This is a genomic window from Janibacter melonis (assembly GCF_003721155.3).
In the GTDB taxonomy this organism is placed as follows: domain Bacteria; phylum Actinomycetota; class Actinomycetes; order Actinomycetales; family Dermatophilaceae; genus Marihabitans; species Marihabitans melonis.
The window spans coordinates 615,868-636,715 of sequence record NZ_CP044548.2; the positions used below are offsets into that span (position 1 = coordinate 615,868).

General features: G+C 74.3%; 19 protein-coding genes. 18 read left to right on the forward strand and 1 reads right to left on the reverse strand.

Translation table 11 applies throughout. From position 1 onward, the window contains the following. Positions 1-111 precede the first annotated feature (111 nt). The 18 genes from pyrR to rpe all read left to right on the forward strand — a co-directional run bounded on the left by pyrR (position 112) and on the right by rpe (position 19,950). Entirely contained in the window at positions 112-702 is a 591-nt protein-coding gene (pyrR, locus tag EEW87_RS02950; protein WP_068276210.1) for a bifunctional pyr operon transcriptional regulator/uracil phosphoribosyltransferase PyrR, read from the forward strand. Then, complete coding sequence (locus EEW87_RS02955; protein ID WP_123091628.1) at positions 699-1,712, forward strand: aspartate carbamoyltransferase catalytic subunit; 1,014 nt, start codon at positions 699-701, stop codon at positions 1,710-1,712. The genes pyrR and EEW87_RS02955 overlap by 4 nt, the downstream gene beginning before the upstream one ends. Continuing rightward, positions 1,709-3,028 carry a dihydroorotase gene (locus EEW87_RS02960; RefSeq protein WP_123091629.1) on the forward strand — a complete coding sequence of 440 codons (1,320 nt, stop codon included), beginning with the start codon at positions 1,709-1,711 and terminating at the stop codon, positions 3,026-3,028. Before EEW87_RS02955 ends, EEW87_RS02960 begins: the two co-directional genes overlap by 4 nt. Continuing rightward, on the forward strand, positions 3,025-4,203 hold the full coding sequence (gene carA / locus EEW87_RS02965; RefSeq protein WP_123091630.1) for a glutamine-hydrolyzing carbamoyl-phosphate synthase small subunit: 1,179 nt from the start codon (positions 3,025-3,027) through the stop codon (positions 4,201-4,203). Before EEW87_RS02960 ends, carA begins: the two co-directional genes overlap by 4 nt. Then, entirely contained in the window at positions 4,203-7,508 is a 3,306-nt protein-coding gene (gene carB, locus EEW87_RS02970; RefSeq protein ID WP_123091631.1) for a carbamoyl-phosphate synthase large subunit, read from the forward strand. Before carA ends, carB begins: the two co-directional genes overlap by 1 nt. Then, positions 7,505-8,416, forward strand: coding sequence for a dihydroorotate dehydrogenase electron transfer subunit (locus tag EEW87_RS02975; protein ID WP_123091632.1), 912 nt, complete (start codon positions 7,505-7,507; stop codon positions 8,414-8,416). Before carB ends, EEW87_RS02975 begins: the two co-directional genes overlap by 4 nt. Next, positions 8,416-9,441, forward strand: a complete 1,026-nt coding sequence (locus EEW87_RS02980; RefSeq protein ID WP_123091633.1) for a dihydroorotate dehydrogenase — start codon at positions 8,416-8,418, stop codon at positions 9,439-9,441. Before EEW87_RS02975 ends, EEW87_RS02980 begins: the two co-directional genes overlap by 1 nt. Next, entirely contained in the window at positions 9,438-10,346 is a 909-nt protein-coding gene (gene pyrF, locus EEW87_RS02985; protein ID WP_123091634.1) for an orotidine-5'-phosphate decarboxylase, read from the forward strand. Before EEW87_RS02980 ends, pyrF begins: the two co-directional genes overlap by 4 nt. Positions 10,347-10,392: 46 nt before the next feature. Continuing rightward, positions 10,393-10,710 carry an integration host factor, actinobacterial type gene (mihF, locus tag EEW87_RS02990; RefSeq protein ID WP_123091635.1) on the forward strand — a complete coding sequence of 106 codons (318 nt, stop codon included), beginning with the start codon at positions 10,393-10,395 and terminating at the stop codon, positions 10,708-10,710. Next, positions 10,707-11,318: a guanylate kinase gene (gmk, locus tag EEW87_RS02995; protein ID WP_123091636.1), complete on the forward strand. Its 612-nt coding sequence runs from the start codon at positions 10,707-10,709 to the stop codon at positions 11,316-11,318. Before mihF ends, gmk begins: the two co-directional genes overlap by 4 nt. Positions 11,319-11,326: 8 nt before the next feature. Further along, positions 11,327-11,683, forward strand: a complete 357-nt coding sequence (gene rpoZ / locus EEW87_RS03000; RefSeq protein ID WP_068276183.1) for a DNA-directed RNA polymerase subunit omega — start codon at positions 11,327-11,329, stop codon at positions 11,681-11,683. Positions 11,684-11,693: 10 nt separating this feature from the next. Further along, on the forward strand, positions 11,694-12,947 hold the full coding sequence (gene coaBC, locus EEW87_RS03005; RefSeq protein ID WP_123091637.1) for a bifunctional phosphopantothenoylcysteine decarboxylase/phosphopantothenate--cysteine ligase CoaBC: 1,254 nt from the start codon (positions 11,694-11,696) through the stop codon (positions 12,945-12,947). Between the two features lie 121 nt (positions 12,948-13,068). Beyond that, positions 13,069-14,292, forward strand: coding sequence for a methionine adenosyltransferase (gene metK, locus EEW87_RS03010; RefSeq protein WP_123091638.1), 1,224 nt, complete (start codon positions 13,069-13,071; stop codon positions 14,290-14,292). A gap of 47 nt (positions 14,293-14,339) precedes the next feature. Beyond that, positions 14,340-16,439: a primosomal protein N' family DNA-binding protein gene (locus tag EEW87_RS03015; RefSeq protein ID WP_240341638.1), complete on the forward strand. Its 2,100-nt coding sequence runs from the start codon at positions 14,340-14,342 to the stop codon at positions 16,437-16,439. A 23-nt stretch (positions 16,440-16,462) separates the two neighbouring features. Next, positions 16,463-17,410, forward strand: a complete 948-nt coding sequence (fmt, locus tag EEW87_RS03020) for a methionyl-tRNA formyltransferase (RefSeq protein ID WP_123091639.1) — start codon at positions 16,463-16,465, stop codon at positions 17,408-17,410. Then, on the forward strand, positions 17,403-18,893 hold the full coding sequence (locus EEW87_RS03025) for an RsmB/NOP family class I SAM-dependent RNA methyltransferase (RefSeq protein WP_123091640.1): 1,491 nt from the start codon (positions 17,403-17,405) through the stop codon (positions 18,891-18,893). The genes fmt and EEW87_RS03025 overlap by 8 nt, the downstream gene beginning before the upstream one ends. Then, on the forward strand, positions 18,893-19,276 hold the full coding sequence (locus tag EEW87_RS03030) for a VOC family protein (protein ID WP_123091641.1): 384 nt from the start codon (positions 18,893-18,895) through the stop codon (positions 19,274-19,276). The genes EEW87_RS03025 and EEW87_RS03030 overlap by 1 nt, the downstream gene beginning before the upstream one ends. Before the next feature lie 14 nt (positions 19,277-19,290). After that, the gene (rpe, locus tag EEW87_RS03035) at positions 19,291-19,950 is read left to right on the forward strand and encodes a ribulose-phosphate 3-epimerase (protein WP_123091642.1); all 660 of its coding nucleotides are present in this window, start codon (positions 19,291-19,293) and stop codon (positions 19,948-19,950) included. A gap of 5 nt (positions 19,951-19,955) precedes the next feature. Here rpe and EEW87_RS03040 read toward each other — a convergent pair whose 3' ends face one another. Continuing rightward, a complete protein-coding gene (locus tag EEW87_RS03040; protein WP_148041562.1) occupies positions 19,956-20,813 on the reverse strand; it encodes a hypothetical protein in 858 nt (285 codons plus the stop codon). Positions 20,814-20,848: the final 35 nt, after the last annotated feature.

Genomic DNA, 20,848 nt, shown 5'->3' on the forward strand with positions numbered 1-20,848 from the left:
CCCTCGATCCGGACCAGGTCGTGGGCAGGGCCCCGGACGTCCTAGAGTGGCTCGCGACCGACATCCTTTAACCGCTGTCCTGTGAGGCAGGCAAGGAGGTCTGAGGCACTGATGTGTCCTGACACCGCACGACCCGGTCCGGCGAGCGACCCCGGACCCCCCGACGGCCGCGAGGTCCTCTCCGAGGACGACGTCGCCCGGGCCCTCAAGCGCATCGCGCACGAGATCATCGAGCACAACCGCGGGGCCGAGGGTCTCGTCCTGCTCGGCATCCCCAGCCGCGGCGTCGAGCTGGCCCGCCGGCTCGCCGCGCTCGTCACCGAGGTCGAGGGCAGCCCCGTGGCCTGCGGCTCGCTGGACGTGACGATGTACCGCGACGACCTGCGCGCCCAGCCGACCCGCGCCCCGGCCCAGACCCAGATCCCCGCCGGCGGCATCGACGGGCGCACCGTCGTGCTCGTCGACGACGTCCTGTACTCGGGGCGCACCGTGCGTGCGGCGCTCGACGCGCTCGCCGACTACGGCCGGCCGCGCACCGTGCGTCTCGCCGCGCTCGTCGACCGCGGCCACCGCGAGCTGCCGATCCGGGCCGACCACGTCGGCAAGAACCTGCCGACCTCGCACACCGAGCGCGTCGCCGTCCGGCTGCGCGGGTACGACGGCGTCGCCGACTCCGTGACGATCCGAGGAGGAGCCCGATGACCCGTCACCTGCTGTCCGTCGCCGACCTCGACACCGCGGGCGTGCGAGAGCTGCTCGACACGGCCGCCGAGATGCACCTGGTGCAGCGCCGCGAGGTCAAGAAGATCCCTACCCTGCGCGGCCGGACCGTCATCAACCTCTTCTTCGAGGACAGCACCCGGACCCGCTCCTCCTTCGAGATCGCGGGCAAGTGGATGTCGGCCGACACGATCAACATCACCGGCAAGGGCTCCTCGACGAGCAAGGGCGAGTCGCTGCGCGACACGACGATGACCATCGCCTCGATGGGCGTCGACGCCATCGTCATGCGCCACCACGCCTCCGGGGCGGCCCACCAGGTCGCCCGCTGGCTCGACGAGCTCGGCACCGGGACGAGCGTCATCAACGCCGGCGACGGCACGCACGAGCACCCGACCCAGGCGCTGCTCGACGCGTACACGGTCGAGCAGCGGCTCGGCTCGCTCGAGGGGCGCCACGTCGCGATCGTCGGCGACGTCGCCCACAGCCGGGTCTTCCGCTCCAACCTCGTGAGCCTGCGCCTGCTCGGCGCCCGCGTCACCGTCGTCGCCCCGCCGACGCTCATGCCGAGCGGGGCCCGGGCGTGGGCCGAGCGCGACGGCTTCGCGCTGAGCCACGACCTCGACGCGGTGCTCGCCGGGACGCACGCCCCCGTGCCCGACGTGCTCATGATGCTGCGCGTGCAGCACGAGCGGATGAGCGGCGGGTACTTCCCGACACCGCGCGAGTACACCGTCGGCTACGGCCTGACCCGCGACCGCCTCGCGACCTTCACCGCGGCCAGCCCGGAGGGCGTCATCTGCCACCCGGGTCCGATGAACCGCGGTCTGGAGATCGCGGCCGACGCCGCCGACGCGGCGAGCTCGCTCGTCCTCGACCAGGTGAGCGCCGGCGTCGCGGTGCGGATGAGTGTCCTGTACCACCTGCTGGCCTCGGGGGAGGGCGATGTCCTGAGGCGCGAGGGACGAGCCTCGAAGGGGGCTGCGGCATGAGCCTGCTCGTCACGGGGGCCCGTCTGCTCGACGGCCCCGCCCAGGACCTCTTCGTCGAGGACGGCCGCATCGCCGCCCTCGGAGCCCGGGCCGGCGAGGCCGCTCGGGCCGCGGAGGACGTCGAGGTGCTCGACGCCGACGGCCTGCACGTCCTGCCGGGCCTGGTCGACCTGCACACCCACCTGCGCGAGCCGGGACGCGAGGACGCCGAGACGATCGCGACCGGGTCCGCCGCGGCCGCCGCGGGCGGCTTCACGGCGATCCTCGCCATGGCCAACACCTCGCCGGTCACCGACACCGCCGAGGCCGCCGAGCGCGTCCTCGACCTCGGCCGCACCGCCGGTCTCGTCGACGTCCAGCCGATCGGCGCGGTGACGAAGGGGCTCGACGGCCACGAGCTCGCCGAGCTCGGCCTGATGCACCGCTCCCGGGCCGGTGTCACCGTCTTCTCCGACGACGGGCGGTGCGTCGCCGACGCCCGCGTCATGCGTCGCGCGCTCGAGTACGTCCGCGCCTTCGACGGCGTCGTCTCGCAGCACAGCCAGGACCCGGAGCTCGCCGGGGCGTCGGCGTGCTGCCACGAGGGCGAGCTGTCCGGACGGCTGGGGCTGCCCGGCTGGCCGGCGGCGGCCGAGGCGAGCATCATCGCCCGCGACGCCCAGCTCGCGCTCCTCACCGGCAGCCGGGTGCACGTCGCCCACGTCTCGACCGCCGAAGGCCTCGAGGTCGTGCGCTGGGCCAAGGCCCGCGGCGCCCGGATGACCGCTGAGGTCACGCCGCACCACCTGCTGCTGACGACCGACCTGCTGAGCGGCTACGACCCCGTGTACAAGGTCAACCCGCCGCTGCGCCCCGACGAGGACGTCGCGGCGCTGCGCGAGGGCCTGGCCGACGGCACGATCGACGCCGTCGCCACCGACCACGCCCCGCACGCCCGGCACGACAAGGAGCACGCCTTCGTCGACGCCGCCTTCGGGATGACCGGGCTGGAGACCGCCTTCGCGGTCGTCCACGACGTCATGGTGCGCCAGGGGAGCATGGACCTCGCGGGCCTGGCCCGCGTCATGTCGAGCGCACCGGCCCGCATCGCCGGTCTCGCCGAGCACGGCGGCGAGCTCGTCGTCGGGGCGCCGGCGCACCTCGCGCTCGTCGACCCGGGCGCCACGGTCACCGTCGACCGTGCCGCGACGGCCTCGCTCTCGCGCAACACGCCCTTCCACGGGCGCACCCTCACCGGCTCCGTCGTCGCGACGGTGCTGCGCGGTGCGCTCACCCGCACCAGTCCCGACCGCACGACCACGAAGGTGACCGCATGACGACCCGTACCGACCGGCAGCCCGCCCTCCTCGTCCTCGAGGACGGCCGCACCTTCGCCGGCGACGCCTACGGCGCGGTGGGCGAGACCGTCGGCGAGGCCGTCTTCTCCACCGGCATGACCGGCTACCAGGAGACCCTCACCGACCCGAGCTACCACCGCCAGGTCGTCGTCATGACGGCCCCGCACGTCGGCAACACCGGCTGGAACGACGAGGACGACGAGTCCACCCGGATCTGGGTGAGCGGCTACGTCGTGCGCGACCCCGCGATCCGCCCGAGCAGCTGGCGCAGCCGCCGCAGCCTCGGCGACGAGCTCGCGACGCAGGGCGTCGTCGGCATCAGCGGCATCGACACCCGCGCCCTGACCCGGCACCTGCGCGAGCGCGGCGCGATGCGCGTCGGCATCTTCTCCGGCGAGTCCCTCGCCGGCACCGAGGAGCTGCTGCAGCGCGTCCAGGACGCGCCGCAGATGACCGGCGCGGCCCTGGCCGCCGAGGTCGCGACCGCCGAGCCCTACGTCGTCGAGGCGAAGGGGGAGAAGCGCTTCACCGTCGCGGCGATCGACCTCGGCATCAAGTCGATGACCCCCGAGCTCATGGCGCAGCGCGGCATGGAGGTCCACGTCCTGCCCGCGACGACCCCCTTCGAGCGGGTCCGTGAGATCGCGCCCGACGGGGTCTTCTTCTCCAACGGGCCCGGCGACCCCGCCGCGGCCACCCACGAGATCGAGCTGCTCCGCGAGGTGCTCGACGCGGGGATCCCGTACTTCGGGATCTGCTTCGGCAACCAGCTCTTCGGCCGGGCGCTGGGCTTCGGCACCTACAAGCTCAAGTACGGCCACCGCGGCATCAACCAGCCGGTCATGGACCGCTCGACCGGCAAGGTCGAGGTGACGGCGCACAACCACGGCTTCGCCGTCGACGCCCCCCTCGACGGGGCGACGGACACCCCCTTCGGCTCGGCCACCGTGAGCCACGTCTGCCTCAACGACGACGTCGTCGAGGGCCTGGAGCTGCGCTCCCCGGAGGGCGACCTGCGCGCCTTCTCCGTCCAGTACCACCCCGAGGCGGCCGCCGGCCCGCACGACGCGGCCTACCTCTTCGACCGCTTCGTCGACCTGCTGAGCTCGAGCAGCGACGCCACCCCCGCCACCGACCAGGAGACCCACGCCTGATGCCCAAGCGCGACGACATCCGCAGCGTCCTCGTCATCGGCTCCGGCCCGATCGTCATCGGTCAGGCCTGCGAGTTCGACTACTCCGGCACCCAGGCCTGCCGCGTCCTGCGCGAGGAGGGCATCCGCGTCATCCTCGTCAACTCCAACCCGGCGACGATCATGACTGACCCCGAGTTCGCCGACGCGACCTACGTCGAGCCGATCACGCCCGAGGTCGTCGAGGCGATCATCGAGCGCGAGCGCCCCGACGCGGTCCTGGCCACCCTCGGCGGCCAGACCGCCCTCAACACCGCGATCGCCCTGCACGACGCGGGCGTCCTCGAGCGCTACGGCTGCCCGCTCATCGGCGCCAACGTCGAGGCCATCGAGCTCGGCGAGGACCGCGAGCGCTTCAAGGGCGTCGTCGAGCGCGTCGGCGGCGAGTCCGCCCGTTCGCAGATCTGCCACACGATGGACGAGTGCCTCGCGGCCGTCGACGGCCTCGGCGGCTACCCCGTCGTCGTGCGCCCGTCCTTCACCATGGGCGGGCTCGGCTCCGGCTTCGCCTACGACGAGACCGACCTGCGCCGCATCGCCGGTGCCGGTCTTCAGTACAGCCCGGTCACCGAGGTCCTCCTCGAGGAGTCGATCCTCGGCTGGAAGGAGTACGAGCTCGAGGTCATGCGCGACCACGCCGACAACGTCGTCGTCGTGTGCTCGATCGAGAACCTCGACCCCATGGGCGTGCACACCGGTGACTCCATCACCGTCGCGCCCGCGCTCACCCTCACCGACCGCGAGTACCAGCGCCTGCGCGACATCGGCATCGCCGTCATCCGCGAGGTCGGCGTCGAGACCGGTGGCTGCAACATCCAGTTCGCCGTCAACCCCGCCGACGGCCGGATCATCGTCATCGAGATGAACCCCCGCGTCTCGCGCTCCTCGGCGCTGGCGAGCAAGGCGACCGGCTTCCCGATCGCCAAGATCGCGGCGAAGATGGCCATCGGCTACACCCTCGACGAGGTCCCCAACGACATCACCGCCGAGACGCCGGCCTCCTTCGAGCCCTCGCTCGACTACGTCGTCGTCAAGGTGCCGCGCTTCGCCTTCGAGAAGTTCCCGGCCGCCGACCCCACGCTCACGACGACGATGAAGTCCGTCGGCGAGGCGATGTCGATCGGGCGCTGCTTCACCGAGGCGCTGCAGAAGGCGCTGCGCTCGATGGAGCGCTCGGGCGCCGCCTTCCACTGGGACGGCGACCAGCCCAGCCTCGAGCGCGGGCGCGAGATGCTCGACGAGGCGCGCACGCCCACCGACGGCCGTCTCGTCCTCGTCCAGCAGGCGATGCGCGCCGGCTGCGGCGTCGAGGAGGTCCACGACGCGACGAAGATCGACCCGTGGTTCCTCGACCAGATCGCCCTCATCAACGAGGTCGCGCAGGAGGTCCACGACGCCGACCAGCTGACCGCCGAGGTGCTCGCCGAGGCCAAGCGCCACGGCTTCTCCGACGGCCAGGTCGCCCGCCTGCGCCGGATGCCCGAGCAGGTCGTGCGCGGCGTGCGCCACGCGCTCGGCGTGCGCCCGGTCTACAAGACGGTCGACACGTGCGCGGCGGAGTTCGCCGCCCGCACGCCGTACTACTACTCCGCCTACGACGAGGAGGACGAGGTCGAGCCCCGCGAGCGCGAGGCCGTCATCATCCTCGGCTCGGGGCCGAACCGGATCGGCCAGGGCGTCGAGTTCGACTACTCCTGCGTCCACGCGAGCTTCGCCCTGCGCGAGGCCGGCTACGACACGGTGATGGTCAACTGCAACCCCGAGACGGTCTCGACCGACTACGACACGAGCAGCCGGCTGTACTTCGAGCCGCTGACCCTCGAGGACGTCCTCGAGGTCATCCACGCAGAGACCCAGGCCGGGCCCGTCGCCGGCGTCATCGTCCAGCTCGGCGGGCAGACCCCGCTCGGCCTGGCGCAGGCGCTCAAGGACGAGGGCGTGCCGGTCGTCGGCACCTCGCCGGAGGCCATCGACCTCGCCGAGGACCGGGGCCACTTCGGCCGGGTGCTCGCCGAGGCCGGGCTCAACGCCCCCAAGCACGGCACCGCCTTCAGCGCCGACGAGGCCGTGACGATCGCCGACGAGATCGGCTACCCGGTCCTCGTGCGCCCGAGCTACGTCCTCGGCGGGCGCGGCATGGAGATCGTCTACGACGACGAGACCCTCTCGGAGTACGTCACCCGCGCGGCGATCGCCAGCCCGGAGCACCCGATCCTCGTCGACCGCTTCCTCGACGACGCCATCGAGATCGACGTCGACGCGCTCTACGACGGCGAGGAGATGTACCTCGGCGGGATCATGGAGCACATCGAGGAGGCCGGGATCCACTCCGGCGACTCCAGCTGCACCCTGCCGCCGGCGACACTCGGCGAGAGCGAGCTGCGCCGAGTGCGCGAGGCGACCCTCGCCCTGGCGAAGGGGATCGGGGTGCGCGGCCTGATGAACGTCCAGTTCGCGCTCGCCCAGGACGTCCTCTACGTCCTCGAGGCCAACCCGCGGGCCAGCCGCACCGTCCCCTTCGTCGCCAAGGCCACCGGTGTCCCGGTCGCCAAGGCCGCGGCCCGCGTCATGCTCGGCGCGAGCGTCGCGCAGCTGCGCGACGAGGGCATGCTGCCCCGGCACACCGACGGCGGCTCGATGCCGGCCCACGCGCCGATGTCGGTCAAGGAGGCGGTCCTGCCCTTCAAGCGCTTCCGCACCCGCGAGGGCGACGTCGTCGACAGCCTGCTCGGCCCGGAGATGCGCTCGACCGGCGAGGTCATGGGCATCGACACCGACTTCGGCGCCGCCTTCATGAAGAGCCAGCTCGGCTCGCTGAGCACCGGGCTGCCCACCTCGGGCCGGGTCTTCGTCTCCGTCGCCAACCGCGACAAGCGGGCGATGATCTTCCCCGTCAAGCGCCTGCGCGACCTCGGCTTCACCATCGTCGCGACGGCGGGCACCGCCGAGGTGCTGCGCCGCAACGGACTCGAGGCCGAGGTGGCCCGCAAGCACAGCGAGCGCACCGAGGGCGAGCCCGGCATCGTCGAGCAGATCCTCGCCGGCGAGATCGAGATGGTCTTCAACACCCCCTCGGGCCAGGACGCGCGGGCCGACGGCTACGCGATCCGTGCGGCGACCACCGCGATGGACAAGCCGATCGTCACGACCGTGCAGCAGCTCGGCGCCGCGGTCCAGGCCATCGAGGCGCGCATCCACGGCGAGCTGCGGGTCAAGCCGCTGCAGGAGCACGCGGCCGACCTCGACCTCTACGGGGCGAAGGGATGAGCACCGGCTCGATCGGCGCCGAGGCGGCCCGTCCGGGCGCCGGGGTGGTGCAGGTCGAGGCCGAGGTCATCGCCAACCAGCGGGTCGGGGCGTACCACCACCTGACGGTGGTGGCGCCCGGGCTGCCCGAGCTCGCCCGGCCGGGGCACTTCGTCGCGCTCGCGGTCGGGGGCACGCACTCGTCGATGCTGCTGCGTCGCAGCTTCTCCATCCACCGGGTGAGCCCGCGCGGCACGTACGGCCCGACCGTCGAGGTCGTCGTCGCCGCGCACGGGCCCGGCACCGAGGAGCTCGTCGGGCTGCCGGTCGGGGCGCACGTCAACGTCGTCGGCCCGCTCGGCCGGCCCTTCCCGGTGCCCAGCACCCCGGTCGCCTGCGTGCTCGTCGGCGGCGGGTACGGCTCGGCGCCGCTCTTCTGGCTCGCCGAGGTGCTCCGCGAGCGCGGCTGCCACGTCGAGATGGTCCTCGGCGCAGCGAGCGCGGACCGGCTCTTCGGGGTCGTCCAGGCCCGCCGGGTGGCCGACGGCGTGAGCGTCACGACCGACGACGGCTCCGCCGGGACGAAGGGGTGGGTGAGCGACGTCCTGCCCGAGATCATCACGCGCACGGGCGCCTCGGTCGTCTACGGCTGCGGCCCGATGGGCATGCTGCGCTCGCTGCACGAGATCGCGCAGGAGCACGGCGCCGTCGCCCAGGTGGCGGTCGAGGAGGCCATGGCGTGCGGCATCGGCATCTGCATGACGTGCGTCATGCCGGTGCGCGACGACGAGGGGGTCACCTCGATGGTCCGCTCGTGCGTCGAGGGCCCGGTCTTCCGCGGCGACCGGGTGCGCTGGGACGCCTTCGTCGACGGGCGCTGCCTCGTGCCGTCCGACGCCGTCGGCGCCCCGCAGGAGGTGGCGCGCTGATGGGTCACGACATCCACGAGGACGCCGAGCCGGAGCTCGCGCCGGTCGCGACGGCGCGTCCCGGTGCCTCCGTCGACATGTCCGTCGACCTCGCGGGGGTGCGGCTGCCGAACCCGATGATGACCGCCTCCGGCTGCGCGGCCAACGGCCGGGAGATGCACCGCTTCGTCGACGTCGCCGAGCTCGGCGCCTTCGTGACGAAGTCGGTCAAGCTCGGTGCCGTCAGCGGGCGCGGGACGCCCCGCATGGCCGAGACCGACTCGGGCATGCTCAACAGCATCGGGCTCCAGGGCCCGGGGGTGCAGGCCTTCGTCGAGCGCGACCTCGCCTGGCTGCACTCGGTCGGGGCGCGGGTCGTCGTCTCGGTCGCCGGGTCGACGGCGAGCGAGTTCGCCGCCGTCGCGCGCACGGTGTGCCGCTCGCCCTACGCCTCGGCGGTCGCGGCGATCGAGGTCAACATCTCCTGCCCGAACGTCGCCAACCGCGGGCTCGTCTTCGCGTGCGACCCGGCGAGCTCGCACAAGGTGCTCACCCTCGTGCGCGAGGAGGTGCCGCGCGGCATCCCCATGCTCGCCAAGCTCAGCCCCGACGTCACCGACATCACCGAGATCGCGGCGGCCGTGCTGCGGGCCGGTGCCCACGGGCTGACGATGATCAACACCTTGCTCGGCGTCGTCATCGACCCGGTCCGGCTGCGCCCCCACCTCGCGGGCACGACCGGCGGCCTGTCCGGGCCGGCGATCCGTCCCGTCGCGGTCCGCGCGATCTGGCAGGTCACCGCGGCGATGCGCGACGGGCGCATCCCCACGGTGCCGGTCGTCGGTGCCGGTGGCGTGCGCACCGGGGCGGACGCCCTCGAGCTCGTCGCCGCCGGCGCGAGCGCGATCCAGGTCGGCACCGCCGCCTTCAACGACCCGACCGCCCCGGTGCGCGTCGGGCACGAGCTCGCCGCCGACCTCGAGCGTCGTGGGATCACCCGGCTCGCCGACGTCGTCGGCATCGCCCACGACGGAGGACTGGGATGAGCGAGACAGCGACCACGGCCTTCGGGGCGCGGCTGCAGGCCGCGATGGCGCAGCACGGACCGCTCTGTGCGGGGATCGACCCGCACCGCTCGCTCGTCGAGTCGTGGGGGCTCACCTACGACTACGCGGGCGTCGAGCGCTTCGCGCTCACCTGCGTCGAGGCCTTCGGGGGAGCGGTCGCGGCGGTCAAGCCGCAGTCGGCCTTCTTCGAGGTCTTCGGCAGCCGGGGCGTCGCCCTGCTCGAGCGGGTGCTCGACGAGCTGCGCGCCGCGGGCACGCTGAGCGTCCTCGACGTGAAGCGCGGCGACATCGGCACGACGGTCGACGCCTACGGCGAGGCCTTCCTCGGCACGCACGCCCCCTCGCCGGCCGACGCGATCACCCTCAGCCCCTACCTCGGCTACGAGTCGCTGCGCCCCGCGATCGACCTCGCCGTGCAGACCGGCCGCGGCGTCTTCGTCCTCGCGCTCACCTCCAACCCCGAGGGCGCGAGCGTGCAGCACGCCCGCGACGCGGCCGGGCGCTCCGTCGCGGCCGGCGTCGCGCAGGGCGCGGCCGGGGACAACGCGGCCGCGCGCGCTCGCGGCGAGCTGGGCAGCGTCGGCCTTGTCGTCGGCGCCACCGTCGGCGACGCCGTGCGCGAGCTGGGGGTCGACCTGCCCGGGTCCGGCGCGCCGTTGCTGGCCCCCGGTCTCGGGGCCCAGGGCGCGACCGCCGCGGACGTGCGGCGGGTCTTCGCCGGCGCACTCGGGCAGGTGCTCGCGTCGAGCAGCCGCGACGTGCTCTCGGCCGGCCCGGACGTCGCCTCCCTTCGTGCGCGCGCCCGCTCGGTGGCTGCCTCGGTCGCTGAGGTCGTCGCCGATGACGAGGTGGCCGACGGCGTCCTGGACGCGGGCGGCGAGTAGCATCCGACCCATCCCTCGTCCGTCAGCCGTGAATCGGAGTCTCGCCGTGGCCGTCCCACCCCTCACCCCGGAGCAGCGTGCCGAGGCCCTCGCGAAGGCCGCCGCGGCCCGTCGCGAGCGCGCCGCGATCCGTCTGCGGCTCAAGACCTCCGGCGGGTCGATCCGCGAGGTCATCGAGGACCGGCGGGGCAACGAGGCCGTGGCGAAGATGCGCGTGCTCGCGCTCGTCGAGTCGATGCCCGGCATCGGCCGGGTCAAGGCCGAGCGGATCATGGACGAGCTCGGCATCGCCCGCTCGCGTCGCGTGCGCGGCCTCGGCCAGCACCAGGTCGCCGCCCTCGTCGCCCGGTTCGAAGGCTCGTGACCGCCCGCCTGACCGTCCTGGCCGGTCCGACGGCCGTCGGCAAGGGGACCGTCGCCGCCTACATCCGCGAGCACCACCCCGAGGTCTGGCTCTCCGTCTCGGCGACGACGCGCCCGGCGCGACCCGGTGAGGTCGACGGCGTCCACTACCACTTCGTGCCCGGCGAGACCTTCGCCCACATGGTCGCGACCGGCGAGATGCTCGAGTGGGCCGTCGTCCACGGCCGCGCCTCGTACGGCACGCCGCGCGGCCCGGTCGAGCAGGCGCTGGCCGACGGCCTGCTCCCGCTGCTCGAGATCGACCTCCAGGGCGCCCGCCAGGTGCGCGCGTCGATGCCCGAGGCCCAGTTCGTCTTCCTCGCGCCCCCGTCGTGGGACGACCTCGTCTCCCGGCTCGTCGGCCGGGGCACCGAGACGGAGGAGGAGCGGGCCGTGCGTCTCGAGACCGCGAAGGTCGAGCTGGCCGCCCAGAGCGAGTTCGACGCGGTCATCGTCAACGACGACGTTCGGCGTGCGGCCGAGGAACTCGTATCATTGATGAGATCCCCGTCGCGCGAGGCCTCTGCCGGCCTGCGCGCGGGACCGAAGGACCACCACCCCGAGCAGTGAGGACACCCGTGTCTGGCACCCAGGCCAACCCCATCGGCATCACCAACCCGCCGATCGACGACCTCCTGACGAAGGCTGACAGCAAGTACGCCCTCGTCCTCTACGGCGCGAAGCGCGCGCGTCAGATCAACGCCTACTACAGCCAGCTCCAGGAGGGGCTGCTCGAGTACATCGGCCCGCTCGTCGACGCCCAGGTGCACGAGAAGCCGCTGTCGATCGCCCTTCGCGAGATCAACGAGGGTCTGCTCACCAACGAGCCGACCCCCGAGCAGGACGAGTCCGGCGCCGCCGTGGCGGACGCCCCGGCGCTCGAGACCCCCGCCGACAGCGCTCCTACCAGCAGCGCTCCCGCCGACCAGGCCTGAGCGGGCTGACGTGCGCGTCGTCCTCGGCGTGACCGGGGGCATCGCCGCCTACAAGGCGGCGCTGCTCCTGCGTCTGCTCACCGAGTCCGGCCACGAGGTCACCGTCGTGCCCACCGAGGCGGCGCTGCGCTTCGTCGGCGCCCCCACGTGGGAGGCCCTCTCGGGACGCGCGGTCCAGACCGACGTCTGGAGCAGCATCACCGACGTCCCGCACGTGCGGATCGGCCAGGAGGCCGATCTCGTCGTCGTCGCCCCGGCGACCGCCGACCTGGTGGCGCGGGCCGCGCACGGCCTCGCGGGCGACCTGCTGACGAACGTCCTGCTCACGGCGCGCTGCCCCGTCGTCATGGCCCCGGCCATGCACACGGAGATGTGGCAGCACGCCGCGACCCAGGCCAACGTCGCGACCCTGCGCGAGCGCGGGGTCGTCGTCGTCGAGCCCGACTCGGGACGTCTCACCGGCGCCGACACCGGACCCGGGCGGCTGCCCGAGCCGGAGGCGATCCACGCCGCGGCGATGGCCGCGGTCGAGGCGCGACGTGGCGACGGGCCAGCCCAGGACCTGCGCGGCCGCCGTGTGCTCGTGAGCGCCGGTGGCACCCGCGAGGCGCTCGACCCGGTGCGCTACCTCGGCAACCGCTCCTCGGGCAAGCAGGGCGTGGCGCTCGCCCGCGCCGCCGCGCAGCGGGGGGCGCACGTCACCCTCGTCGCCGCCTCGGTCGAGGTGCCCCTGCCCACGGCCGCCGAGGGCGTCGACGTCGTGCGCGTCGAGAGCGCCCTCGAGCTCGAGGCCGCCGTGCACGAGCGCGCGCCCGAGCACGACGCCGTCGTTATGGCCGCGGCCGTCGCCGACTTCCGCCCTGCGAGCTATGCCGGCAGCAAGATCAAGAAGTCGCACGACGGGCCGCAGGACGACTCGGCGCCGCGCATCACCCTCGTGCGCAACCCCGACGTCCTCGCCGGTCTCGTCGCGTCGCGGGCGGCCTCGGCCGACCCCACGTCGCCGGTCGTCGTCGGCTTCGCCGCGGAGACCGGGGACGACGAGGGCTCGGTCCTCGAGCACGGCCGGGCCAAGCTCGCCCGCAAGGGGTGCGACGCGCTCGTCGTCAACGAGGTCGGGGTCGGCGTGACCTTCGGCCAGGACACGAGCACCGTCCACCTGCTGCGGCCCGGTCACCCCGAGCGCACGGTCGGACCCGCGGACAAGGGCGTCCTCGCCCACGCCGTGCTGGACCTCCTGCTCGAGCTGCTGCCCGCCACCTAGACTGACCGCGCCCCGCACGACGCCGCGCGTCGTCGGGGCCTGCACTGCCCGCAGTGCGTCTCACCCCTGTACCTCGACACCCTGCCCGACACACACGCCCAACACACACCAGGAGCACCGCGTGGCTGGTCGCCTCTTCACCTCCGAGTCCGTCACCGAGGGTCACCCCGACAAGATCTGCGACCAGATCTCGGACACGATCCTCGACGCGATGCTCGAGCAGGATCCGCACAGCCGGGTCGCCGTCGAGACGATGGTGACGACCGGTCTCGTGCACATCTCCGGCGAGGTGACGACCGAGGGCTACGTCGAGATCCCCAAGCTCGTGCGCTCGCTCGTCGCCGAGGGCGTCGGCTACGACTCCTCCGAGAAGGGCTTCGACGGCCGCTCGTGCGGGGTCTCGGTCTCCATCGGGCAGCAGAGCCCCGACATCGCGCAGGGCGTCGACACCGCCTTCGAGAACCGCACCGGCGGGATCGACCCCAAGGACAAGCAGGGCGCCGGCGACCAGGGGCTGATGTTCGGCTACGCGTGCGACGACACCCCCGAGCTCATGCCGCTGCCGATCTTCCTGGCCCACCGCCTCAGCCAGCGCCTCACCGAGGTGCGCAAGACCGGTGTCCTGGACTACCTACGCCCCGACGGCAAGACCCAGGTGACGATCGACTACGACGGCGACCGTGCCGTACGGCTGGACACCGTCGTGCTGTCGACCCAGCACAGCGCCGAGGTCGACCACGAGCGCCAGCTGCCGGCCGACATCCAGGAGCACGTCATCGGCCCGGTGATGGACGCCCTGCTCGACTCCGGTGTCGACCTCGACGTCTCGGCCTACCGCACCCTCATCAACCCCACCGGCAAGTTCGTCATCGGCGGTCCGATGGGCGACGCGGGCCTCACCGGCCGCAAGATCATCGTCGACACCTACGGCGGCATGGCCCGTCACGGCGGCGGCGCCTTCTCCGGCAAGGACCCGAGCAAGGTCGACCGCTCCGCCGCGTACGCGATGCGCTGGGTGGCCAAGAACGTCGTCGCCGCCGGTCTGGCGACCCGCTGCGAGGTCCAGGTCGCCTACGCGATCGGCGCCGCGCAGCCCGTCGGCCTCTACGTCGAGACCTTCGGCACCGAGACCGTGCCGGTGGAGAAGATCCAGGCGGCCGTGACCGCGGTCTTCGATCTGCGCCCGCTCGCCATCGTCGAGGAGCTCGACCTGCTCCGCCCGATCTACCGCCCGACGGCCGCCTACGGCCACTTCGGCCGCACGCAGGCCGACGGCTACGAGGACGCCTTCACCTGGGAGCGCACGACGAAGGTCGAGGCCCTCCAGGCAGCCGTCCGGGGCTGACCTCGCCGGGCGGCCGGCTGTCGGGGCCGGCCGCTAGGTTGACGCACGTGCTGGAGATCGAGATGCCGGCCGGGCCGGTGGAGCAGGACCCAGGAGCGCGCCCCGCGCTGCCGGTGGCCCGTGTGCTCGTCGACACCGGGCTGGCGCACCTCGACCGCCCCTTCGAGTACAGCGTGCCCGTCGAGCTCGACGAGCGCGCCGTGCCCGGCGCCCGGGTCAAGGTCCGCTTCGCCGGGCAGGACCTCGGCGGCTACCTCCTAGAGCGCGTGCCGGCGGCCGAGCACGAGGGCCGGCTAGCGCCCCTTCGCACCGTCGTCAGCGACGAGGCCGTCCTCGTCCCGCACGTGCTGCAGACCGCGCAGCGGCTCGCCCGCGAGCAGGCCGGCACGGTGATGGACGTGCTCCGCCTCGCCGTGCCACCACGGCACGCCCGCGCCGAGCGCTCCCTCACCGAGCGTGCCCCCGAGGCCGTGGGCCCGCCCGACGCCCCGGATGAGCCGCCGGCGTCGTGGACTCGCTACCGGGCAGGAGCGGCGCTGTGGAGCCGGCTGAGCACGGGGCAGTCGCCGCGGGCCGCGCTCCTCACGACCCCGTCGCACGACCCGCTCACCGACTGGCCCCGCACCCTGGCCGACGCCGCCCTGGCCACGGCCGCGTCGGGGCGGGGGAGCGTCCTCGTCGTCCCGGACCGCCGTGACCTCGACCGGGTCGACGCCGCGCTCCTGGCCGCCCTGGGTCCCGACCGCCACGTCGTGCTCCACGCCGACCAAGGGCCTCAGGCCCGCTACACCGCGTGGCTGAAGGTGCTGCGCGGTCACGTGCGGGTCGTCGTGGGGACCCGTGCTGCCGCCTTCGCCCCCGTGCACGACCTCGGTCTCGTCGCGTGGTGGGACGACGGCGACGACCTGCACGTCGAGCCGCGGGCTCCCTACCACCATGTGCGGCAGGTCCTCCTCGCGCGGGCAGAGCTCGCCGGGGCCGCGGCGCTCGTCGCGGGCCCGAGCGTGAGCACCGACGTCGTCGACCTCGTCGAGCGCGGCGAGCTCGTGGCCGTCGGCGGTCTCGGCGAGCGCACGTCGGCCGCTCGCGTGCGGGTGGCGGGCGAGGGACACGACGCCGAGCGCGACGGGCCCGCCGCCCGGGCGCACATCCCCTCCGCCGCGTGGCGTGCGGCCCGGGCCGCGCTCGACCACGGCCCCGTCCTCGTCCAGGTGCCCCGGCGCGGCTACGTGCCCGCCACCCGGTGCGCGACCTGCCGGGCCCCGGCGCGCTGCGCGACCTGCCACGGCCCGCTGTCCCTGCCCGGGTCCGGCGGTCAGCCCGTGTGCGGCTGGTGCCACCGTCGAGACGAGTCCTGGAGCTGCCCCGAGTGCGACGGGCGCACCCTGCGGGCGAGCGTCGTCGGCGCACGGCGCACGTCCGAGGAGATCGGCCGCGCCTTCCCCGGGGTGCCGGTCGTGCGGTCGGGCGCCCCGGACGTCGTCGCCTCGGTGCCCGCCCGACCCGCGATCGTCGTGGCGACCCCCGGCGCGGAGCCGGTCGCCGAGGGGGGCTACGCCGCGGCCCTGCTGCTCGACGCCTGGGCCCTGCTCGACCGCCCCTCGTTGCGCGCGTCCGAGGAGAGCGTGCGGCGCTGGCTCGGCGCCGCGGCGCTCGTGCGGTCGTGGGCCGACGGGGGAGAGGTCGTCCTGGCCGGCGCCCCGGAGCACGCCGTCATCCCTGCGGTCGAGGCCCTCGTGCGGTGGGATCCGGCGTGGTTCGCCGCCCGCGAGCTCGCCGAGCGGGCCGAGCTCGACCTGCCCCCGGCCGCGTGGGCGGCGCAGGTGCTCGGCAGCCGCGACCACCTGCGCGAGGTGCGCGAGGGGCTGCTCGCCCTCGGGGCCGAGGTGAGCGGGCCGGCGCCGACGACCGGCGCCGGGGCCGGGGTCGGGGCCGGAGCGGGGGCAGCGCATGCTGCCGGGCCGCACGGCGCCGCGTCGACGGCCCCCGCCCGCGAGGAGCACCTCGTCGTCCGGGTGCCGCGCTCGGCCGACCCGGGGCTCGTCGAGCAGGTCCGTGCCCATCTCGCCGGGCTGCGGGCCACCGAGTCGGGGCGCAAGGTCGCCGACCCGGTCCGCGTCCGCGTCGGGCCGCACGTGCTCGACTGACGAGGGCACCTAGACTGCCGCGGGTGCGCGTGATCTTTGCCGGGACCCCTGACGTGGCCGTGCCCTCCCTGCGTCTGCTCCTCGACAGCCCGCACGAGGTCGTCGCGGTCCTCACCCGTCCGGACGCCCGCTCCGGTCGGGGCCGCACCCTCACCCCCTCGCCGGTCCGCGTCGTCGCGCAGGAGGCGGGCGTGCCCGTGCTCGCCCCGCGGAGCCTGCGGGACGAGGGGGTCGCCGAGCAGCTGGCGGCGCTGGAGGCCGACGTCGTCGCCGTCGTCGCCTACGGCGCGCTCGTCCCCGCCGCGCTGCTCGCCGTGCCGACGCACGGCTGGGTCAACCTCCACCTCTCTCTCCTGCCCGCCTGGCGCGGTGCCGCCCCGGTGCAGCGGGCGATCATGGCCGGCGACGAGGTGAGCGGGGCGACGACCTTCGTCATCGAGGAGGGCCTCGACACGGGGCCGGTGCTCGGCACGATGACCGAGCAGGTCCGTCCCGACGACACCTCCGGCAGCCTGCTCGCACGTCTCGGCGGCGCGGGGGCACCGCTCCTGCTCGCCAGCCTCGAGGGTCTCGTCAGCGGCGAGATCACCCCGCAGCCGCAGGGGGCCGACGGCGTGAGCCACGCGCCGAAGCTCACCGTCGAGGAGGCCGAGGTGCGATGGACCGACCCCGGCTTCGCCGTCGACCGGCACGTGCGCGGGTGCACCCCGGACCCGGGCGCGTGGACGACCTTCCGAGGTGACCGGCTGCGGGTCGGCCCCCTGGACCGCTCGGCCGACCGGTTGCCCGATCCTCGACCCCAGCTCGTCCCCGGCGAGCTCGCCGTCGGCAAGTCCTGGGTGCTCGTCGGCACGGCCGACGGGCCGGTCCTGCTCGGCGAGGTGACCCCCGTCGGCAAGCGGCCGATGGCGGCGGCGGACTGGGCGCGCGGCGCCCGGGTCCAGGCAGGAGAGAGGCTCGCAGATGGCTGACCAGCACGAGCGACGGCGCGGCCCCCGGCAGCGCTCCCGCAACGCCCCCGCGCAGCGAGCCCGTCAGGGCGACCCGGCCCGGCTGGCTGCCTACACGGTCCTGCGCGCGGTCGCCGAGGGCGCCTACGCCAACCTCGAGCTGCCGCACGAGCTGCGCCGCCGCCGGCTGTCGGGCCGCGACGCGGGCTTCGCGACCGAGCTGACCTACGGCACCCTGCGGATGCAGGGGCTCTACGACCCGATCATCGCCGTCGCCGCCGACCGGCCGGTGAGCCGCCTCGACGGGGGAGTGCTCGACGTCCTGCGCCTGGGCACCCACCAGCTGCTGAGCATGCGCGTGCCCCAGCACGCCGCCGCCGACCAGAGCGTCGCCCTGGCCCGTCAGGTCAACGGCGCGGGCGCCGCCGGGCTCGTCAACGCCGTCATGCGTCGCGTGAGCGAGCGCACCGTGCAGGAGTGGCGCGAGGCGGTCGTGCCGACCGAGCCGACGAGCACCCGTCTGGCCGTGTCGACGTCTCACCCCGAGTGGGTCGTCAAGGCGCTGCGCCAGGCCCTCGTCGGTCACGGGGCGAGCGACGCCACGCACGTCGACGCCGATCTCGAGCGCCTGCTCGAGGCGCACAACGCCGCCGCCCCCGTCGCGCTCGTCGCGCGGCCGGGTCTGTCCGACGTCGAGGAGCTGCTCACCGCCGAGCACCTCGAGACCGCCCCGGGCGACCACTCGCCCTTCGCCGTCCTCCTCCTCGGGGGCGACCCGGCGGGCATCCCCGCCGTCCGCGACGGCCGGGCGGCCGTGCAGGACGAGGGCAGCCAGCTGCTCGCCCTCGCCCTCGCGGGGGCGCCGGTCACCACCCCGGCCGGGCGCCGTGAGCGCTGGCTCGACCTGTGCGCCGGACCCGGCGGCAAGGCGGGCCTGCTCGCCGCCCTCGCCCGCGAGCACGGCGCCGACCTCGTGGCCAACGAGATCTCCGAGCACCGCAGCGACCTCGTGCGCGCCACCCTGCGCCCCTCGCTCGAGGCCGCGCGCGAGGCCGGGCTCGAGCTGACCGTGCGCACCGCCGACGGGCGTGAGGCAGGGGCCGACGAGCCCGGTCGGTACGACCGGGTGCTCGTCGACGCGCCGTGCACGGGTCTTGGGGCCCTGCGCCGCCGGCCCGAGGCCCGCTGGCGCCGCACCCCGGCCGATCTCGCCGGTCTCGGCCCGCTCCAGCGCGACCTGCTCGCCAGCGGGCTCGACGCCCTGGCGCCCGGGGGCGTGCTCGCCTACGCGACGTGCAGCCCGCACCTGTCCGAGACCTCCTTCGTCGTGCGCGACGTGACCCGCCGGCGTGACGACGTCGAGGCGCTCGACGCCCCGGCCGTCCTGCGCGAGGTCGCGAGCAGCGAGCTCGCCGGTCTCGGCGACGGGCCGGCGGCGCAGATGTGGCCGCACCTGCACGGCACGGACGGCATGTACCTGCACCTGCTGCGCAAGCGGGCCTGATGCGCGTCCTCGTCACCGGCGTGCACGTCGACGACCCCGCCCGGGCGTACGCCTTCTACACCGAGGTCCTCGGCTTCCGCGACGTGCTCGTCGTGCCCGGCAGCGACCTGTACATCCTCGGCCCGAGCACCGGGTGGGAGCTCGGCGCGCAGATCAACCTCGAGCCGATCACCGACCCGCTGACCCGCGCCTACCAGCAGCACTGCCTGCGCGAGGCGCGCCCGGTGCTCATGCTCGGGGTCCCCGACGCCGAGCTCGAGTACCGCCGGCTCAAGGAGCGCGCAGACCTCGTCTTCCGCCTCGAGCTCACCCGCGACGCCATCGGTCTGCACTTCCAGATCGAGGACACCGTCGGCAACGTCCTGTCCATCCACGAAGCCTGAGGACACCAGACCCCGTGCAGATCTCCCCGAGCATCCTCTCCGCCGACTTCGCCCACCTCGCCGACGAGCTCGACGCCATCAGCACGGCGGACTGGGCCCACGTCGACGTCATGGACGCGCACTTCGTGCCCAACCTCACCCTCGGGCTGCCCGTCGTCGAGTCCCTCCTCGCGGTCAGCCCGATCCCCATCGACTGCCACCTCATGATCGAGGACCCCGACCGCTGGGCCCCGCCCTACGCCGAGGCCGGCGCGCAGTCGGTGACCTTCCACGTCGAGGCGGCGACGGACCCGGTGCGCCTCGCGCGCGACCTGCGGGCGGCCGGCGCCCGGGCGAGCATGGCGATCAAGCCGGGCACCGACTTCGCGCCCTACGAGGACCTGCTGCCCGAGCTCGACATGGTCCTCGTAATGACCGTCGAGCCCGGCTTCGGCGGGCAGTCCTTCATGGCCGACCAGATGCCCAAGGTGCGCCAGGTGCGCGAGGCCGTGCGTCGCCACGGCGGCGAGATCTGGGTGCAGGTCGACGGCGGCGTCTCCGCGCGGACCATCGAGCAGTGCGCCGAGGCGGGCGCCGACGTCTTCGTCGCCGGGTCGGCCGTGTACGGCGCCGAGTCCGCGGCCGACGCGGTGGCCGAGCTGCGCGAGCTCGCGCAGCGCCACGCCCACGTCTGACCGTCCTACCGTCGGCGCCCGCGTCGCGCGAAGAGCGACGTCGGGTGATCGGCGCCCACCTCGTGGATGCTCACGTCGAGACGGCCGACGTCCGACCCGCCCACCGGGTCGACCGCGACGCAGATCCCGGTCTCGACGTCGAGCGCGACGTCGTACGCATCGGGGTAGTCCCTCGGGGCGTCCGGGGGCGGTGACCCGTCGTGCTCGAGCCGCTCGGAGACCTCGCCCCAAAGGAGCGGGCAGCACGAGCAGCGCGGGTCGTAGGCGCCGGTCGGGACCGCCCGGGCCCACCACGTCCGCCGTCCGCGGCGCTCCTCCTCTCGCAGGTCGTCGAGCCAGGTGCCGGGCACCTGGAGGTCCGTCGGCCACCCGAGCTCGGGGAAGGGCTCGGGCTCGATCGACGGCACCGGCGTGCCCACCGGCAGCTGCTCCTCGACCCCGGTGACGAGATCGCGCGAGGGCTCGCCGTCGGCGAGCTCGACGGGGTCGAGCATCGCGACCCAGAGGTAGCTCTGGCACATCGGGTCCTCGTAGTCCACCGCCCACCGGCTCGGGCGCACCGCGACGAGGCCGTCCGGGTCGCGCACCGGCTCGACCTCCCGGGCACGCGGCAGGTGCACCCGCTCGCCCCGGCGCCGCGACCACGTCCCGCCGCTCGTGAACCGCGCGATGGCCGGGGGCTCGTGCCGCTCGGCGAAGACCTCGCCGTCGACCTCGACCCGCAGCAGCTCGCGGTCGCGCAGCCACGCGACGGCGTCACCCGTCGCGCCCTCCTGCGCCCCGTGCCACGTGAGGTGCACCGAGGCCCAGCGCCAGGGCGAGCTGCGCGCGAGCGCGCGGAATCGGTCGACGGTGATCTCCACGGCCACAGGATGCGGCATCGGCGAGATCACACGCC

Excerpts from the sequence above, each read along its gene's own strand:
- carB (WP_123091631.1), top strand. The coding sequence starts at position 4,203 with ATGCCCAAGCGCGACGACATCCGCAGCGTCCTCGTCATCGGCTCCGGC.
- EEW87_RS02975 (WP_123091632.1), top strand. The coding sequence starts at position 7,505 with ATGAGCACCGGCTCGATCGGCGCCGAGGCGGCCCGTCCGGGCGCCGGG.
- EEW87_RS02955 (WP_123091628.1), top strand. The coding sequence starts at position 699 with ATGACCCGTCACCTGCTGTCCGTCGCCGACCTCGACACCGCGGGCGTG.
- EEW87_RS03030 (WP_123091641.1), top strand. The coding sequence starts at position 18,893 with ATGCGCGTCCTCGTCACCGGCGTGCACGTCGACGACCCCGCCCGGGCG.
- pyrF (WP_123091634.1), top strand. The coding sequence starts at position 9,438 with ATGAGCGAGACAGCGACCACGGCCTTCGGGGCGCGGCTGCAGGCCGCG.
- EEW87_RS03025 (WP_123091640.1), top strand. The coding sequence starts at position 17,403 with ATGGCTGACCAGCACGAGCGACGGCGCGGCCCCCGGCAGCGCTCCCGC.
- carA (WP_123091630.1), top strand. The coding sequence starts at position 3,025 with ATGACGACCCGTACCGACCGGCAGCCCGCCCTCCTCGTCCTCGAGGAC.
- EEW87_RS02980 (WP_123091633.1), top strand. The coding sequence starts at position 8,416 with ATGGGTCACGACATCCACGAGGACGCCGAGCCGGAGCTCGCGCCGGTC.
- pyrR (WP_068276210.1), top strand. The coding sequence starts at position 112 with ATGTGTCCTGACACCGCACGACCCGGTCCGGCGAGCGACCCCGGACCC.
- EEW87_RS02960 (WP_123091629.1), top strand. The coding sequence starts at position 1,709 with ATGAGCCTGCTCGTCACGGGGGCCCGTCTGCTCGACGGCCCCGCCCAG.